Below are 16,591 nucleotides of genomic sequence, written 5' to 3' on the forward strand. Positions count from 1 at the left end.
GGTGCAGGACTTCCATGCACAGCAGGCCGTATAGCCGGATCCAGCAGGACAGGAAGACGTGGCCGGACACTGTGCGCTGCGGCGGTGGGGGCCACCCCGTGGCTCGGGATGGCCGGTGCGCTGCTGTTCCCCGATACCGCGACCTATGATCCCGAGTTCGCCGATCGGACTTTTTTCGTGCTCGGTGTGCACGGGCAGGTCTTCATGGCGCTGATCCTTCTCACAGCTCTACTCGGCGCGGTCGCGGCGTCCTGGCGGCATGCGAATTCGACCCGGGCTCACCACCGGGGCGCCGACGGCGGGGCCTGAACGAAGCCGACCGGTCAACCGTTGTTGGATGCATCGCCTTTGCATCGTTTGGCGCGTAGTGTGAATAGCTACTGACGGATATTTCAGCTCGACCGATCGCACCGGGAAGCGGGGCGACCGGCAACCGAATCGAGAACGAGGAGACCGTCATGTTCCACTTCACTGCTGCGCGTTCACTGGGATTGCTCGCCGGAATGGGCGCGGCATCCGCCTGGATCGTGCTCGCCGGTCCGACCGCGACGGCCGCGCCACCCGCCATGTGCCCGGCACCGGGAGCCGCCGTGGTCCAGACCGGTGCCGCCGGCGCGAACTGTTCGGCTACCAGCGATGCCGGTGGCGCGGCCGCCGCGTACGGATTCGACGGGACCGCCGATGCCGACGCCGCGCCGACCAGCCTGTCGCTGGCGATCGCCCAGAACGGCGGTACCGCGACATCCACCTCGCAATTCCTCTCCGGGCCGGCCGCGATCGCGCTGGGCCCGGACGCCCGGGCTTCCGCCCTGGGCGAGCGCCCGGGGCTGTCCATCGGTATCGCCGGACCCGGCGCGTCCGTCGACGTCACCGGGACGTCCGCACCCACCTGTACCGGCGGCCCCGCCTTCGCGGGGGACTTCCAGACCTGGCAGGGATGTCTCTCGATGGGTTGATCACCGGCCATGGGCGGATTTCGGCGGCACGGCGTCCGTGACGAGACGCGTTTCCCGCGGACCGGCCGCCGGGTCGCGCGGGTCGCGAAAGAGGCGTGAACAGTGGTCGAATCCGGCGCGGAGGTCGAACTGACAGTCGGTGCGGTGGCCGGATCCCTCGGTGTCCCGGTCGCGACACTGCGCAGCTGGAACCAGCGCTACGGTTTGGGTCCCGGCTCACGTCGGCCCGGCGAACACCGCCACTACACCGCCGGTGATGTGGTGGTACTGCGACGCATGGTCGACCTGATCCGGGCCGGTGTCGGGCCACGCAATGCGGCGAAAGCGGCGCGCGCCGCGGCCGCCGAGCGACCCACTCCGGGGAATATCGAACCATTGCCGGCCGCCGCGGATCGCCTCGACGCCACCGAACTGCTGGACATCGTCGCCACCCATATCGCCCACTTCGGCGTCGTGACCACCTGGAACAGCCTGTGCCGACCGGCTTTCACCGACCTGGTCGCGCGGCAGCGCCGTGGGCACGGCCTCGTCGACGTGGAGCACACGCTGTCCGGGGCCATCACCATCGCCCTGCACCGCACGGTGCCACCCGTCCGCGCCCCGGCCGGAGCCACTCCGGTGTTACTGGCCTGCACCGGCGGCGAGGGTCATGTACTTCCACTGGAGGTACTGCGGGCCACCCTCGCCGAGACCGGAATACCCGCTGTACTTCTCGGCGCCTCGGTACCGAGCGGCGCCCTCGCCGACGCGGTCGCCAGACAGCCCCGCACTCCGGTGGTGGTGCTGTGGTCCCAGACGGCACGGACCGCACCTCCGGAGCCGGTTCAGGCCGGTAGCCGGGCCCCGGCACGGCTCCTGCTGGCCGGGCCCGGGTGGGCGGTGCACACCGCACCCGCCGGGGCGCTGCGGGTCGCCTCCCTCGACGACGCCCTCCAACTGATCGATCGGCTCCGGGGGCGCACGTTCCCGCGCGGCCCCTACCGCACACGGTCGTAGACCAGGGCCAACTCGCCCCGCTCACCGGCATCCTGATGCGTCGGAAACCATTTCGACGCGGGAAGGCCGTCGTCGAACAGACGCCGGCCGCCACCCGCGATCTCGGGAGTGATCATGAGATACAGCCGGTCGAGCAGATCCGCGTGCAGGAGCGGCTTGATGACACTCGAACTACTGTTGACGAGAATATCGCCGACGCCGGTGGCCTTCAGTTCTCGCACGACGTCGACGGCCGGAGCATCGACGATGCGGGTGCGAGCCCAGGGCGCCTCGGTCAATGTGGAGGACAGAACGACCTTCTCGACATCGACCAGCCATTTCGCATAGCCGCGGTCGCGCAGGTCGGCGGCCTCGTCGGTGGCGACCGACGGCCAGTAGCCGAGGAACCCCTCCGCGTTGCGGCGGCCGAGCAGCGCCGTGGTCGCTCCTTCCCAGATGCGGCTCAGGTGACGGCGGGCCACCTCGGTCGCCGCGTACGGGACGATCGCGCCCATATCGCCGGGCCCGCCAGGTCCGCTGTAGCGCCCGTCGAGGGTGAGACAGATATTCGCGGTCACGGTACGTCCAGTGGAGTCGGTCATCTCTGTGCATCCTTTTCGTTGTCGTACGTTGCGCGGGCGTGCCGGTGTTCGCCGACTGCGTCGGCGAGTTCGTCCAATACCTGTTGCCAGCCGGTGTCCGTTCCGGCGATGAAAGGCACGGCTTCGGTATCGGTATCGGTGATGGTGAGCCCGAGCCGCAGCTCTGTACCTTCTCCGGTTGCGACCAGGACGAGGTCGTAGCGACCGGTGAACAGGACAGCCCCTGCCTCGCCCAGCACCGACAGGCCGAATTCGAGTCGTTCGGCCTCGTGCGCCACAGCGACCCGGCCTTCGGAGTGGTACCGCCGCCCTTCGGCATCGCGGTAGTCGAGGACGACGCGCCCCTGCGGCCACGGTTCCAGGACACAGTCGGTGATCATCATCGAGGGTGGCGCCCACCAGGTCCCGAGCAGGTGTGGATCGACCCAGTACCGCCAGATGATCTCCGGGGGCGCGGCAAGGACACGGGCGAAGGAGAACCGGCGTCCGTCGGCCCACCCATTATGTTCCGCCGCCGCGGTTTCGGCTTCGATGGCGGCCCGGTAGCGCGCGATCACATCCCGCTCGCCGACGTGCGCATCGGCAGACTCGGCCAGAGCCGACAGTGCACGAGCGAACTCTTCCAATGGCCGTGTCTCGATCGCGTAGACGCGACGTTGCCCCAACGGGAAGACGGTGACCAGGCCGGCCTCGGCGAGGGTTCGCAGGTGTTTGGTCGTCTGCGGTTGCCGCAACCCGGTCAGCTCGGCGAGTTCGCCCACCGAACGGGGATGTTCGGCCAAGAGTTCGACGAGCCGCCAGCGCGCCCCGTCTCCCAATGCTGATGCGATCCGATCCATTGCCTAAGTATTCACTGAAGTGAATATTCAAGTCAAGGAATATTTTCTATTCTCGAGAAGGCACTGTTGAGAAGGGTCGCCAGGGCGAGTGCCCTGCTTCCGGGTAGACCACGGCGGACCAGGCAAGACGCGACGAACTCGGCTCGCCCTCTGATGAATCCCGGCGCAGGCAGCGGCGGCGAGTCCCTCGATCTCCCGGATGAGCCGGGTCATGGCCGGCTCTGCCGGCCATACGAAGTCGTACTGCGGGCACCGGAACAGCGCGAGGCATCACCGACCAGTCGCCGAAATTCCTCACTCCTGAGGCGGTGCGATCCTCGGATGTGGTGATCACCATGGGGTGCGGGGACACCTGCCCGGTGTTCCCCGGCATCAACTACCGCGGACGGGACCTGCCGGACCCGGGCGGACAAGGAGTCGAGGCGGTGCGCCCGATCCGCGACCAGATCCGCGACCGAGTCCGAGTCCGAGCTCCGATCACCGAGCTGGCTGTGGCCAACCCCTGACGCCCGGCCTCAGACCCGGCCCGACTATGTGCCGGGCCTGGGCGGGCCCGATCCCCGGGCCGTCTGTCCCGGAGTTTCCAGGTAGGCCACTATGCCGCCGATCAGCGCTTCGAGCGCGTCGTCGAGGTCTCCGTAGGTGCCCAGGGTGCGCTCGGAGGTGATACCGCGCATCGCCGCCGGGATGAGGGCGGCCACCTGCCGCACCTTGACCGGATCCAGCCCCATATCGACGAACGCGCGCTGGCAGGCCTTGTCCCAGTTCGGTTTCCACGAGGCGAGCTCCGCGGCGGTGCGCGGATAGTCGCGTTCCAGTTCGGCGTGTTCGCGCGGCAGGGCGGCACGCAGGGTTTCGATGGCCAGCGATTCCGGCCTGCGCAGCCCACCCGCCATGGTGCCGATCATTGCGGACACCCGTTCGTGCAGGGTGCCGTCCGGGTTGATTCCGGCGGGCAGATCGCCGCGTTTATCGGCGGTATGCCGCAGGACCGCGGCCCACAGGCCGTCGATATCGCCGAACTGGTATTTGATCACTCCCCAGGTGGCGCCGATATCGCGGGCGATCCGGTTTCCCGACACCGCCGCGGGATCACCGGTGGCCAGCGAGGCGATCGCCGCCTCGAGCATGCTCTCCCGGGATTGGATCCCACGCCTGTTCGCGCGTCGCCCGCCCACCTCAGTCACGAGATCCCACTTTACCTGCCCTGACCAGGGTAATCCAGTTTCATATAGCTCTCTTGTATTCTTTCACAGAGGGTTCTATTCTCAGGAGCGCCGGGTGACCGACGTCATATCCCGAGGCGTCTCGGTGCCGTAGCCGCGCCCGCGACAGCCCTCGAAAGCCAGGAGGATCGCGATGGCGAAACCACCACTGCCGATGGAGCCGACAGGCTGGTTCCAGGTGGCCTGGTGCGGTGAGATCACCGTCGGCGCGGTGCACCGGATGAAGTACTTCGGCCGCGAGATGGTGGCCTGGCGATCGGCGTCCGGCCGGGTCGCCGTTTTCGACGCCTACTGCGAGCATCTGGGCGCGCATCTGGGCTACGGCGGCCATGTGGAGGGCGAGAACCTCGTCTGCCCGTTCCACGGCTGGGAGTGGAATCGGGAGGGGCGCAATGTCTGTATCCCGTACGAGAGCTATCCGAACAAGGGCCGCCGCATCCGCAGCTACCCGGTGGTCGAACGTAACGAGGGCGTGTGGGTCTGGTACGACATCGAGGGTCGGCCACCCCATTTCGAAGTACCGGACATCTTCGAGGCGTTCGGTGACGGACGCAACGCCGAGCACTACTACCCGCCGGTTCCCGCCGCAACGCTGTACCGGCCGGGACTGGAACTGCATCCGCAATACGTGATGGAGAACGGTGTCGACTTCGCGCATTTCAAGTATGTGCACAAGACCCCGTTCATCCCGGAGTTCACCCGCCACGACTTCTCCGGTCCCGTCTCCTACGTCGATTTCACCATCGCCTTCGACGACGGCGTGGTCGAAGACCAGGTCAACAGCTCGGTCGAAGACCAGGTCGACAGCGGGGTCGAATCGATCAACGCCGGATTGGGCTGCTCGATCACCAAGAGCTGGGGCATGATCGACAACCGCACCATGCCCGCGGTGACACCGGTCGACGAGTCCACCTCCGACGTCCGCTTCACCGTGTGGATCGGACGGAAGCCAGGTGACGACAGCCCGGAGATCGGTACCTACGGCAAGGCCATGGCCGGTTTCGTGATCGAACAGTTCGAGGCCGATATCCATATCTGGTCCCATCAACGCTATTCCGACCCGCCGGCATTGTCGCGCAAGGAGTTCGAGGGGTTCCGGGCGCTGCGCGAATGGGCGCGACAGTTCTACCCCGACGCCACGAAGACAGAAAGGCCCACACCATGAGCGCTTCCGGCAAGATCCGGGTTTTCCAGGTCGCCACCGGCAATCTCGGAACCGAGATGGTCGGGCGGATCCGCGACCATCCCGATCTCGAACTCGTCGGACTGCACTGCTACACCCCGGATAAGATCGGCCGGGATGCCGGCGAGATCACCGGTATCGAGCCGGTCGGTGTCACGGCCACCGGCACGGTCGAACAGATCCTCGACGCACGGCCGGATGTCCTCACCTTTCACGGCGTCTTCCCTGATGAAGACCTCTACGAGAAGGTGCTCGAAGCCGGGATAAACGTGGTGACCACCGCGGACTGGATCACCGGGTTCCATCGTGACAGCAACCACCCGCACCCGTCGGGACGTAAGGTCAGCGAGATCATCCAAACCGCTTGTGAGCGAGGCGATTCGACGTTCTACGGCACCGGGATGAATCCGGGCCTGGCCCAGATCCTCGGCATCGTGCACACCGCGGATGTCGCGCGGATCGAGAACATCACCGTCACCGAATCGGTCGACGTGTCCTGTCACCATTCGGTCGATACCTGGAAGGCCGTGGGCTACGGCCGCCCGGTCGACGACCCGACCATTCCCGATTCGCTGCACAAGCACACCGCGGTCTTCGCCGATTCGGTGTACCTGATGGCCGATGCCTTCGATCTCGAACTGGACGAGGTCGCCTTCCACTACGAACTCGGCGCCTGCACCGAGGATGTCGATCTGGGCTGGTACGTCCTGCCCAAGGGCTCACTCGGCGCCAACTACATCAAATATCAGGGCATGGTCGACGGGGTCCCGCGGGTGGAATCCCACCTCGAATGGCAGATGACCCCGCGTACCGACCCCGCCTGGAACATCCAGGGCTGCTACATCACCCAGATCACCGGCGACCCGAGTATCTACAGCAAACATATGATCTTCCCGCGCAAGGGTTTCGACCTGTCGAACCCCGAGAACTTCGCCTCGATCGGAATGACCGTCACCGGTTTACCCGCGCTCAACTCGATCAGGTCCGTGGTCGCGGCCCGCCCCGGCATCATCACCAGCGCCGACCTGCCGCTGCGGGCCTTCGCCGGTCGCTTCGATATCTGAAGGGCGTATCTGCTGAGTCCCATCCTTTCCCGACCGGCGGACATGCCGGTGCCTGACCGGCGGGTGGGTGCCCCGAACCGGGCCGGGTCCGCGAACCCGGGCGGCCGGTCGGACGCCGACGCCGCAGGCCGCCGAACCCGCGCCGGCGTGAATTCAGCCGAAGAGCGCGTGTGTGGCGGCGTAGCCGAGTATCGCCGCGACCAGCCCCGCGGCGATACTGGCGGCTGCGTAGCCGATCGCGTGCCGGTAGGCGTGCTGTTCGGTCAGCCGCACCGTTTCGTAGGAGAAGGTGCTGTAGGTGGTGAAGGCGCCGCAGAACCCGGTGCCCGCGAGAATCGTCCACACGGCGGATAGTCCCGCGCCGGTGAGAGCTCCCAGAACGAGGCATCCGGAGACATTGACCACGAAGGTGCCCCACGGAAACCGGCTGGTGTGCCGCGCTTGTACGGCCCGGTCCAGCAGGTAGCGCAGTGGCGCGCCGACCGCGGCCCCGGCGATCACCAGCAGTACATTCATCGCGCTGCTCCCCCGCCGAGGCGCCTGGCGAGGCCGACGCCGAGCGCGCACGCCGCCACTGCCGCGAAAAGGGTCGATGCCAGATAGGCGGCGCCGATGAGAACAGCGCCGGTGTCGAGCAGGGCGCGAATATCGTCGGCGTAGGTCGAGAAGGTGGTGAAACCACCCAGGACTCCGACCCCGAGGAACGGGCGCAGCAGCGGATGGGCCGATCGCTGCTCGGTGATCACGACCATCAGCGCACCGAGCAGGAAACTACCAATGACATTGATGAGCAGAACCATCCACGGAAAGCCTCCCGGTGGCGTGGGCAGGGACCGGATCAGTCCATACCGGGCCAGTGCGCCCAGCGCGCCACCGATCGCGATCACGGCGAGGATCGCGCCGTGGGAGCCGGCGAGTTCGGCACGCTGGGGCGCATACCCCAGATCGATATCGGGATCCACGGGCAGTGGCGGTCCGTGGACCGGTGGCGGGTCATCGGGCACAAAGGTCTCCTACTCCACAGCCGCCCGAGGGCGAGGGGCCGAGTTCGTCACCGCGCCCCGTACTGCCCGACCCGGCATGTCTCATCGACGGTGCGAGTGATCGACCAGATCCGCCGGAACCGGGAGACCGCGATCTTCCACCGGCCGTCCTCGACGACGTAGCTGTCTTCGTATTCGCCGGTGGACAGCGAATCGGTATCGTTGAGCAGATTCACCTGACGGAACTGCAGCGTCCACCGCCCGGAGGCGGTGCCGTCGGCGTGCACGGTGATATCGGGGTGCAGACCGTGGTGCATATCGAGCACCGCGTGTTTACCGTCGACCTGCCGCAGGGCGATGGATTCGAACACCGCCGCCATTCCGTCCGCGTCCGAAACACCCAGTTCACCGTAATCGAGCACCGAACCCTCGGCGACGAAACACTCCCGGAATCGCGCGGGATCCTTGGCATCGCAGGCGCGGAAGTACCGGTGCTTGAGCGCTTTGATCGCCTCGACCGTCTCCAGCAGGGTGATGCGCTGGGCCAATTCGGACTCGGGTGACGGTGATCCGGACATTCGGCCTCCTCGTTCGGCGGCCGGGTATCCGATCGACGGCCGGCCCGGCCGAACCGGCTCGTACCGCATCACATCACATCGCGTCCGGACATTCAGTGCCCGGTTCGCCCGACGGCACCGCAGCGGGCGGTGCCGTTCGACCTCGTACTGGGTGAGGAGAGCCCCGGACCCGCTCCCCGATGCTCGGCAACGAAGCGCCGGTCGATGCGACGGGTACCTGGACGAATCGCGGCCGACTGATCGTCCGGGCCGGTTCAGACCGCCGAGACGATGCCCGCCCCGGGGATCACCGCGTTGGACTGGGGCGGCGCCTGATACTGCGCACGGTTGTGGGTCACCGTCACCAGCACCGGCCCGGGGCCGGTCGCCACCGGTGCACTGGTCGGCAGACTCGCGGCATATTGTTCGCCGCTCGGGATGGCGCCGTCGTTCCAATGCCGCAGATCGACAGTTCCGGCGGCGCCGCTGCTCAGGTTCTGCCAGTGCACGGTGATCCAGCGGTAGCTGTACTGGTAGTGGTACGGGGCCGGCGCCGGTACTGCGAAGGTGACGGTACCCGGCTGCTCGCCGGTCGTCCCGACCACGGAAATCGCTTGAAGAAGTCCGCCGGGAACCGCACCCGGTCCGAGCTCCGGTCCGGACACCACCGGAATGGGCAGCGGGGTCACCATGGGTGCCGCGGTCGCGGTACCCATCGCGGAACCCAGCGCCGACGGTGCGATCAATGCGGCGATCAGAATGGTCCAACGGGTACGAGACATGCGGTCCTTTCCCGAGTCGAATTCCCTGAACAGCGGGTCGTGCCCGGCATCGGATATCCGCCCGCGTGCGGCGTCCGGTGCGGTGGCGACGCCCACCCCGGATGCCCGGTCGACAGTAGCCGAGCAGACGAGTTCCGGACGCGAGAACTGTGTATTCAAAACGCTCCCCGATCCGGCGCGAGCGAGCGGAACCTCCGGCACATCCGGCCGAAAGCGCTTTACCCAGTTCCGGCGTGTCTGCAACCATCGCTGGGTGCGATCCTTCGATGAACTGGTGAGCGAAGCCGAGGCCGCCGATACCAGCGGCTGGGGCTTCGGTTGGCTCGACGGACGGGCCACCGAGGAGCGACCGCCCTGGGGTTATGCCCGGCTGCTCGCGCAACGACTGGCCGCGGCACGTTCGGCCCTCGATATCGATACCGGCGGTGGCGAGGTCCTGGCCGAGGCCTCCGTGCTGCCGCCATCCATGCACGCGACAGAGTCCTGGCCACCGAATGCCGCACGTGCCCGGCGCAGGCTGAGTAAACGCGGCGCCGAGATCGTGCAGACCGCGCCCGGTGACTCGCTCCCCTTTCCCGACCGCAGTTTCGACCTCGTGACGGCCCGGCATCCGGTGCGGCCCGATTGGCCGGAGATCCACCGTGTCCTCGCCGGCGGCGGGCACTATTTCGCCCAGCATGTCGGTCCGGGCTCGGCTTTCGCGCTCATCGAACACTTCCTCGGCCCGCTCCCCGAGCAGCGGATGCGGCGCGACCCAGCTGGTGAAGCCGCGGCTGCCGAAGCCGCCGGACTGACCGTGGTGGATCTGCGGACCGCGCGCTGCCGGATGGAGTTCTTCGATATCGGCGCTGTCGTGTGGATCCTGCGCAAATGCGTCTGGTGGGTGCCGGATTTCTCCGTCGACCGATACCGCGATGTCCTACTCGACCTCGACCGCGGGATGCGCGACGGCTGTCCGTTGGTCGCGTATTCCACCCGGCATCTGATCGATGCTGTCCCGTAAAGTCGGCCGGCGGTGGCGCGGCTCGCGCCCGGACAGCGAAGGAGGCCGCAGGTGGCGGGAACGCCTTGGTCGGACCGGATGGGGTTGTCGGTGCCGATCGTGAACGCCCCGATGGGCGGGGTGGCCGGTGGGCGCCTCGCGGCCGCCGTATCCGCGGCCGGGGGGCTGGGAATGATCGGCATGGGCAGTTCGGGATCGGTCTCGGCGCTGGAACACGAACTCACACAACTGGACCCGAAACCCACCATGTTCGGGATCGGCACGGTGGCCTGGGTCGTCGAGCGCGAACCCGCACTGCTGGACACCGCCCTGGCCGCGCGTCCCGCACTGGTCTCGGTCGGGTTCACCGAGGACTGGTCCTGGGTCGACCGCGTGCATGCCGCGGGCGTATCGGCCGTCACCCAGGTCTACGACGCGGACCACGCGAGGCGGGCGGCCGCAGCCGGGGTGGACGTCCTGGTTGCCCGGGGCAGCGAGGGCGGAGGTCACGGCGATCCCCGGCTGGGCACCCTCGCGGTGCTGGACGCGGTTCTCGAAGCAGTGACGGTCCCGGTACTCGCCGCGGGCGGAATCGCCACCGCCCGCGGTCTGGCCGCCGTACTCGCTGCAGGCGCATCCGGTGCCTGGCTGGGCACCTGCCTGTCGGTCTGCCCGGAGGCACTCACCCCGGAACCGGCGCGCGAAGCACTGTTGCGGGCACGGGCCACCGATACCGTCGTCACCCGTGTCTTCGATCTGGGACAGCGATTGCCCTGGCCGGACCGCTATCCGGCCCGGGTGCTGAGCAACGAGACCACCCTTCGCTGGGCTGGAAGAGAAGAGCAATTGTCCCGGGACGACAAAGCCCGCGACGAGGTGGCGGCGGCCGTCGCCACCGACGATCCTCGCCTGGCCCCTGTCGACGCGGGTGCGGGTGTCGGGGCCCTCACCCGGGCACGTCCGGCCGGTGCGGTCGTCGCCGAGTTGTTCCGCGAAGCCGAGTCCTTGTTGCGGCAGCGGCAGCCCACCGGGAGCGACGCGACTAGATCCAGCCCTTCTCCCGGGCTTTGAGCGCCGCCTCGTATCGGTTGGACACACCGAGTTTCGCCATCGCCGAGGACAGATAGTTGCGCGTGGTGCCCGGTGACAAGTGAGCACGTCTGGCGATGTCCTCGACCGACGAGCCGTCGACCGCGTATTCCAGGACGTCGGCCTCGCGGGCGGTGAGTACCGTGTCACCGGCGCTGATGGCCTCCGCGGCCAGTTCCGGGTCGACGTACCGGCCGCCGCGGTGCACGGTGCGAATCACCTCGGCCAGCGTCGCCGCCGAGGTGGTCTTCGGCAGGAATCCGCGGACACCTGCGGCGAGCGCCCGTTTCAAATAGCCGGGCCGCCCGTGACTGGTGACGATGAGGGTGCCCGCACCGGGGGTGAGCCGCAGCAATTGCGCGGCGGTCTCGATACCGTCGATCCCGGGCATCTGCAGATCGATGACGGCCACCGCGACCGGCTCACCGGCTGCCCCACGCCGCTGCCAGGTGGCGACGAGTTCCTCCCCGGAGCCGACGTGGCCGACGACCTCGATATCGTCTTCGAGGCCGAGCATCGTCGCCAGCGCCGCACGGATGAGCGTTTCGTCGTCGGCGAGCAGGACCGGTATCAACTCTTCTCCCAGCGGATTTCGAGCCCGAATCGATCGGGCGAGGAAAGGACCTCGAGGCTCGCACCGACTGCCGCGAGCCGCTCCGCGAGGCCGCGTAGACCCGACTGCTGTCCCGGAGTCCCCCGGGGACGGTTGTTGCGCAACGACATGCCCGCGGCACCGAGCGCGAGAGTCGCCGCGGTCGCCGCGGAATGTTCGACGATATTGGTCGTGCCCTCGCGCACGACCCAGGCGGCGACCTCATGGAACCGCGCGGGGACCGCGGCCGGATCGCCTTCCACCGCGAGCCGGCAGTCCACCGCCGCCAGTAGCGACCGAGCCCCGGCCACTTCACTGGTCAGATCTATTCCGCGATAGCCGCGGACCAGTTCGCGCATCTGCCCCATGGATTCGACGGCCAGCGATCGGACCTCGTCCATCTCCGCGGCGGCGCGATCGGAAGCACCGGAACGTGACAGTGCCGTGGCCAGTTCGCTTTTCACCGCGATCGCCGAGAATCCGCGTCCCACCACATCGTGCAGGTCCCGGGCGAAACGCAGCCGCTCCTCGGCCACCTGTAATTCGGCTTCGACCACCTTCGCGTGTTCCAGCTCGTCGACCATCCGGATGCCCCAGAGGGTGAGCAGCGTAGTCGCGACGACCAGGGCGCCGGCGACGAAGGTCAACAGCACGCCGCCCAACACCGTCGCGGGCGACGTTCCGAAAGCCAGCCCGGTTACGAGGCTGAGCGCGAGCAGGATCCACCATTTGTACTCGATCAGCGAGACGACCGAGAACACGATCAGCATCACCACATAGATGCCGGTCAACCGCATGCGGGCGTCCGTCGTCGCGTCGCCGGACAGTCCCGCGGCGACAGCACACGCGATCCACACCCCTACCAGCGTCGCGACGGCCACGACCTGCACCCAGCGCCGGGACGCCAGCAGTGAGGTCACCGCGAAATCGGCGCGGACCTCCACCGCGAGCACCGCGGCGATACCCGCGAGCACGACCCCGGTCGCGGCCCACGGCGAACGGACGGTGATCGCCATGACGACGATCACCACAGCGAGCGCGAACTGGAAAGTAGCCCCCGTGTAGAGCCGGAACTTCGCGGCAGCAGACAGCTCGTGCCACCAGGAGGTCCACCGGCTCACCCGCGGTCGTCCCAGCGGAAACTCCGGCGGGTCAGCGCGAACGCCAGGACGGTCCATATCGCCAGTGTCGCAAACGGGCGCCCGAGTTCGGCGAAGGTACCGGCGAAATCGAGTGCCGTATCGGAGGCGGCGGCCGTTTTGCCTGCCACACCGAGAGACACGAGGTCGGAAATCGCGGCGAAGGGCGTCCAGTCGGCCAGGTCGGTGATCCGATCGGGCAGGAAACCGCGAATGGAGGCCAGGCCGAGCATCGCGATCGTCATCACCGGCAACGAAGTGATCTGCGCGGCCTCGGCGTTCTTGGTCACCGCACTGGTCGCGAGGGCCAGCACCGAGAACAAGACGATGCCGCCGACCAGGGCCAGCAGCAGCGCCACCGGATTCACCGGGGCAGGTGCGCCCATGCCGTAGACGAATACGGCGACGACGACCGTGCACGCCAGGGTCACCAACGCACCGGGAACGGCAGGGGCGGCCTGGATCTGCCAGTCGGCGGCCTCCCCGGTGCGCAGGCGCTTGAGTACACCTTCACCGCGGCGCGTGGTGACCATCGACAGCACCGAGTAGTACTGCACGAAAAGCAGGGTGACCAGCGCAAGCATCTCGAATGTCAGCACCGCGATATCCGCGGCGGGGGCATCACCCCGGCGCGCGAAGAAGAACAAGGCCACCGGAATGCTGATCGGGAACACCGTGGCGACATAGACGAGCGTCTTGTTCCGCCGGAACTGCAGATACTCGGCCTTGGTGAGCGCGGCGAGCGGACGGCGGCGGAAACCTGCGGCAGCGGGCGTGGTCGTGGTCATCGAATGGCTCCGATCAGCTCGGGGTCGGTCGCCGGCGCGGCGGCGGGGTCGGTCGCGATATCGAGGAAAACCGATTCCAACGAGGCCGCGCGGGCCTCCAGTCCACCCAGCCGAATCTCGTGTTCGTTCGCCCACCCGAGCAGTGCCGACAGATCACCCTGCAGGTCGTGGGTGGTGACGGTGACCCGGGCGCGCGCCTCGATCGAGACGGCGGACAGGTCCGGTAACGGCAGCCCCGGGTGATCGAATACGATCCGCGCCGGATGCCCGTCGACAATCTCACGCAAGGTGCCGGCCCGCGCGACCTCACCCCGGTGCATGATCGCGATCCGGTCGGCCAGCGCCTCGGCCTCGTCGAGGTAGTGCGTGGTGAGCACCATGGTCACCCCGGCATCCTTCAGATCCGACAGCAGCCGCCACGTCCCGCGACGACTCTCCGGGTCGAGTCCGGTCGTCGGCTCGTCGAGGAACAGCAACCGGGGCTGCCCCAGCAGCGCGCAGGCCAGGTCGACCCGGCGCTGCTCACCTCCGGACAGCGCACCGACCCGAACATCCACCCGATGGCCCAGATCCACTTGAGCCAGAACCGTGGCGGTGGTGGTGGGGTTGCTACAGGTGCCCCGCCACATCTCGAGCGTTTCCCCGACGGTCAGTTCGGCGGGCAGGCCACCGGACTGCAGCATGATGCCGACCTGGGCACGAACCTGAGCCCGGTGGCGGCGTGGGTCGAGGCCGAAGATCTCCACCGAACCCGAAGACGGTTCGGCGAGGCCTTCGAGCATGTCCAGGGTCGAGGTCTTGCCGGCGCCGTTGGTGCCCAGCAGTGCGAAGACCTCGCCCTCGGCGACTGCGAGATCGACACCCTTCACGGCCTCGAACGCGTTCTTCCCCTGACCGTAGGTCCGACGCATACCGCGTCCGACGACCACGTTTTCGCGCGGCTGTCCACGCATCTGTTGTAGATCGGAGTTCGTGCTGCTCATGGCTTCTACCATCGCGGCTCGCCGCGTTGCCGGGTAGTAAGCGCAGTCATCGGATCCCGGTGGATCGTTCATGCCCGGGGGATGACATTTGTCATCTCCGATACCTCATCTGCCCGTCGCCGTCGGGTCGATCGGCCGGCACCGACCCGGCCGTATCGAAGCCACCCCGTGTGTCGGTTACGGTGGCTCGACCAAGGTGAGCAGGAGTCGTTCATGGTGCGGTTGGACCATCTCGTGAACGTGCTGGGCGGGTACGGCGTGCGGTTGCGCTGCTGCCCGGTATCGCGGGCGACTGTGATCCGCAGCGTCGCGATGTTCGACGCGACCGGTTCCGAGGAAGCGACCGGCGATATCTTCCTGGCCGTGGGTGCCGGTTCCGTGGACGAGGCGGTGGCCGGGGCGCGGGTTGCGAAAGCGGTCGCCGTGCTCGTGCGCGGAGACGCCGACACCACGCGAGAACTGGCCGCGACCGGACCGGAAGCCGGAGTCGCGGTCCTGGTGGTCGATCCCGCGGTGTCGTGGAGTCAGCTCGTCGGAGTCGTTTACGGACTGGTCCTGGAAGGTCGGGAGACGGCGTCGGGCCGGGGCCCGACCGATCTTTTCGCCTTGGCGGACAGCCTGGCGGTCGCCGTCGACGGAGCCGTCACCATCGAAGATCCCCTTTCGCGGGTGATGGCCCACTCCACGTCGCAGCGCGGAGCCGATCGCGACCTGTCGGAAACGGTGCTCCGACGGCAACAATCCGATGCTCTGAGCGAATTCTTCGAATCCCGGGGCGTTCACGCGCATCTGGAGAGTTCGGACGAACCCCTGTTCGTGCGACCCGACGCCGAGCGCGCGTTCGGCGGTCGGATGGTGATCGCGGTGCGCGTGGGCAGGGAACTGCTGGGTTCGGTATGGGTGGCCTGCGCGGCGCCGTTGCCCAGCGCGCGCCGGACAGCACTCGCCGACGGCGCGCGCACGGTGGCCCTGCACCTGCTGCGGTCGCGGGCGAGCGCGGACCTGGAACGCCAGGTGGAGTCGGAGCTGGTGATCCGGCTGTTGGAGGGCAGCCCGGATGCCGCGACGGTGGTCGGCCGGCTCGGATTGGCGCCGGCACCGTTGCGGGTCGTGGCGGTCCGCGCCCAGGTCGCGGCGGAACGGCACGCCGGGCTACTGCTCGCCTTCGAACAGGCCACCTTCGGTTTCGGCTGGTCGCGGCCGGGCCGCAGCACCCTGTCGGACAACACCGTCTACACGATCCTGCCCGGCGAACGGGTTCAGCCGGCACGGGAATGGGTGGCGACCCTGCGCGCCGCACTACCGGGCCGGGTGACAGTCTCGGCCGGTATCGGCGGACCGGCCACGGCACCCGATCTGCCCGCATCCCGTCAGGAGGCAGACGAATGTCTGGCCCTGCACGAGCAGGCGGCCCCGGACACCCCCGCCCCGGCGTACGACGAGTCCTGGGGCGAGATCCTGCTGCAACGGTTGCGCACCGCGGCCCGGGCCGGCCGCATTCCGGCGCGCGGACCGGTCGCGGAATTGCGCGGGTACGACCGCGAGCACGCGACGGACTTCGTGGCGACCCTGCGCGCATGGCTCGATGCCCAGGGCGATCCGGTCGATGCCGCCACCCGGCTGGGGGTCCATCCGAATACTGTGCGCAACAGGTTGCGGAAGATGCGTGAGGTCACCGTGCTCGAACTCGAGGATGCCCGTAGTCGACTGGCAATGACAATCGATCTCGCCGCCTTCGAGGACGAATAACTCGGCCGTTGTAGTAACTGAACAACGGGCAGGGTCACAACTGTCCCGAGCGGACATGCGCACGGGCTTCGGCCACGTCATGATGACTGGGACAGCACATCG

The 16,591-nt window shown here is 67.8% G+C and carries 19 protein-coding genes and 1 pseudogene; 9 read left to right on the forward strand and 11 right to left on the reverse strand.

The features are described from left to right. The first annotated feature begins 84 nt into the window (after window positions 1-84). The 3 genes from OG405_RS12465 (at window position 85) to OG405_RS12475 (ending at window position 1,952) form a co-directional block, all read left to right on the forward strand. Complete coding sequence (locus tag OG405_RS12465) at window positions 85-309, forward strand: hypothetical protein (RefSeq protein WP_327151790.1); 225 nt, start codon at window positions 85-87, stop codon at window positions 307-309. Between the two features lie 149 nt (window positions 310-458). Continuing rightward, complete coding sequence (locus tag OG405_RS12470; RefSeq protein WP_327151791.1) at window positions 459-956, forward strand: DUF6764 family protein; 498 nt, start codon at window positions 459-461, stop codon at window positions 954-956. A gap of 102 nt (window positions 957-1,058) precedes the next feature. Beyond that, on the forward strand, window positions 1,059-1,952 hold the full coding sequence (locus OG405_RS12475) for a MerR family transcriptional regulator (RefSeq protein WP_327151792.1): 894 nt from the start codon (window positions 1,059-1,061) through the stop codon (window positions 1,950-1,952). Here the strand turns inward: OG405_RS12475 and OG405_RS12480 are convergent. Together OG405_RS12480 and OG405_RS12485 are read right to left on the reverse strand one after the other, a co-directional pair. Next, window positions 1,934-2,533, reverse strand: coding sequence for a dihydrofolate reductase family protein (locus OG405_RS12480; RefSeq protein ID WP_327151793.1), 600 nt, complete (start codon window positions 2,531-2,533; stop codon window positions 1,934-1,936). The two genes, OG405_RS12475 and OG405_RS12480, sit on opposite strands and share 19 nt — an antisense overlap. Continuing rightward, entirely contained in the window at window positions 2,530-3,372 is an 843-nt protein-coding gene (locus OG405_RS12485) for a metalloregulator ArsR/SmtB family transcription factor (protein WP_327151794.1), read from the reverse strand. Before OG405_RS12485 ends, OG405_RS12480 begins: the two co-directional genes overlap by 4 nt. Window positions 3,373-3,575: 203 nt before the next feature. On the opposite strand from OG405_RS12485, the pseudogene OG405_RS12490 reads away from it, so the two are divergent. Beyond that, window positions 3,576-3,878, forward strand: a pseudogene (locus OG405_RS12490) (heat-shock protein HtpX); the annotation flags it as partial. 24 nt (window positions 3,879-3,902) lie between these two features. Here the strand turns inward: OG405_RS12490 and OG405_RS12495 are convergent. Beyond that, the gene (locus tag OG405_RS12495) at window positions 3,903-4,502 is read right to left on the reverse strand and encodes a TetR/AcrR family transcriptional regulator (protein ID WP_442790751.1); all 600 of its coding nucleotides are present in this window, start codon (window positions 4,500-4,502) and stop codon (window positions 3,903-3,905) included. 229 nt (window positions 4,503-4,731) lie between these two features. Here OG405_RS12495 and OG405_RS12500 point away from each other — a divergent pair, with 229 nt between their 5' ends. After that, entirely contained in the window at window positions 4,732-5,763 is a 1,032-nt protein-coding gene (locus tag OG405_RS12500) for a Rieske 2Fe-2S domain-containing protein (RefSeq protein ID WP_327151796.1), read from the forward strand. Then, complete coding sequence (locus OG405_RS12505; protein ID WP_327151797.1) at window positions 5,760-6,845, forward strand: NAD(P)H-dependent amine dehydrogenase family protein; 1,086 nt, start codon at window positions 5,760-5,762, stop codon at window positions 6,843-6,845. The genes OG405_RS12500 and OG405_RS12505 overlap by 4 nt, the downstream gene beginning before the upstream one ends. Before the next feature lie 153 nt (window positions 6,846-6,998). On the opposite strand, the gene crcB is transcribed toward OG405_RS12505, so the two are convergent. The 4 genes from crcB to OG405_RS12525 form a co-directional block, all read right to left on the reverse strand. After that, window positions 6,999-7,361 (reverse strand): fluoride efflux transporter CrcB, encoded by a 363-nt coding sequence (gene crcB, locus OG405_RS12510; RefSeq protein ID WP_327151798.1) that lies wholly within the window; start codon window positions 7,359-7,361, stop codon window positions 6,999-7,001. Further along, the gene (locus OG405_RS12515) at window positions 7,358-7,849 is read right to left on the reverse strand and encodes a fluoride efflux transporter FluC (protein ID WP_327151799.1); all 492 of its coding nucleotides are present in this window, start codon (window positions 7,847-7,849) and stop codon (window positions 7,358-7,360) included. Before OG405_RS12515 ends, crcB begins: the two co-directional genes overlap by 4 nt. 47 nt (window positions 7,850-7,896) lie before the next feature. Then, window positions 7,897-8,406 carry a nuclear transport factor 2 family protein gene (locus OG405_RS12520; RefSeq protein ID WP_327151800.1) on the reverse strand — a complete coding sequence of 170 codons (510 nt, stop codon included), beginning with the start codon at window positions 8,404-8,406 and terminating at the stop codon, window positions 7,897-7,899. A 254-nt stretch (window positions 8,407-8,660) separates the two neighbouring features. Further along, the gene (locus OG405_RS12525; protein WP_327151801.1) at window positions 8,661-9,326 is read right to left on the reverse strand and encodes a hypothetical protein; all 666 of its coding nucleotides are present in this window, start codon (window positions 9,324-9,326) and stop codon (window positions 8,661-8,663) included. A 94-nt stretch (window positions 9,327-9,420) separates the two neighbouring features. On the opposite strand from OG405_RS12525, the gene OG405_RS12530 reads away from it, so the two are divergent. Both OG405_RS12530 and OG405_RS12535 read left to right on the forward strand, forming a co-directional pair. Beyond that, entirely contained in the window at window positions 9,421-10,170 is a 750-nt protein-coding gene (locus tag OG405_RS12530; RefSeq protein WP_327151802.1) for a class I SAM-dependent methyltransferase, read from the forward strand. A 51-nt stretch (window positions 10,171-10,221) separates the two neighbouring features. Beyond that, window positions 10,222-11,220, forward strand: a complete 999-nt coding sequence (locus tag OG405_RS12535; protein WP_327151803.1) for an NAD(P)H-dependent flavin oxidoreductase — start codon at window positions 10,222-10,224, stop codon at window positions 11,218-11,220. On the opposite strand, the gene OG405_RS12540 is transcribed toward OG405_RS12535, so the two are convergent. From OG405_RS12540 to OG405_RS12555, 4 genes are read right to left on the reverse strand one after another with little or no spacing between them, the layout of a single operon-like run. Then, complete coding sequence (locus OG405_RS12540; protein ID WP_327151804.1) at window positions 11,192-11,812, reverse strand: response regulator transcription factor; 621 nt, start codon at window positions 11,810-11,812, stop codon at window positions 11,192-11,194. The two genes, OG405_RS12535 and OG405_RS12540, sit on opposite strands and share 29 nt — an antisense overlap. Next, window positions 11,809-12,951 (reverse strand): sensor histidine kinase, encoded by a 1,143-nt coding sequence (locus OG405_RS12545; RefSeq protein WP_327151805.1) that lies wholly within the window; start codon window positions 12,949-12,951, stop codon window positions 11,809-11,811. The genes OG405_RS12540 and OG405_RS12545 overlap by 4 nt, the downstream gene beginning before the upstream one ends. After that, a complete protein-coding gene (locus OG405_RS12550) occupies window positions 12,948-13,757 on the reverse strand; it encodes an ABC transporter permease (protein ID WP_327151806.1) in 810 nt (269 codons plus the stop codon). The genes OG405_RS12545 and OG405_RS12550 overlap by 4 nt, the downstream gene beginning before the upstream one ends. Continuing rightward, entirely contained in the window at window positions 13,754-14,710 is a 957-nt protein-coding gene (locus OG405_RS12555) for an ABC transporter ATP-binding protein (RefSeq protein ID WP_327152318.1), read from the reverse strand. Before OG405_RS12555 ends, OG405_RS12550 begins: the two co-directional genes overlap by 4 nt. Window positions 14,711-14,953: 243 nt before the next feature. Here OG405_RS12555 and OG405_RS12560 point away from each other — a divergent pair, with 243 nt between their 5' ends. Next, window positions 14,954-16,489, forward strand: coding sequence for a PucR family transcriptional regulator (locus OG405_RS12560; protein ID WP_327151807.1), 1,536 nt, complete (start codon window positions 14,954-14,956; stop codon window positions 16,487-16,489). Window positions 16,490-16,591: the final 102 nt, after the last annotated feature.

The sequence above is a fragment of the Nocardia sp. NBC_01329 genome (assembly GCF_035956715.1).
GTDB lineage: Bacteria > Actinomycetota > Actinomycetes > Mycobacteriales > Mycobacteriaceae > Nocardia.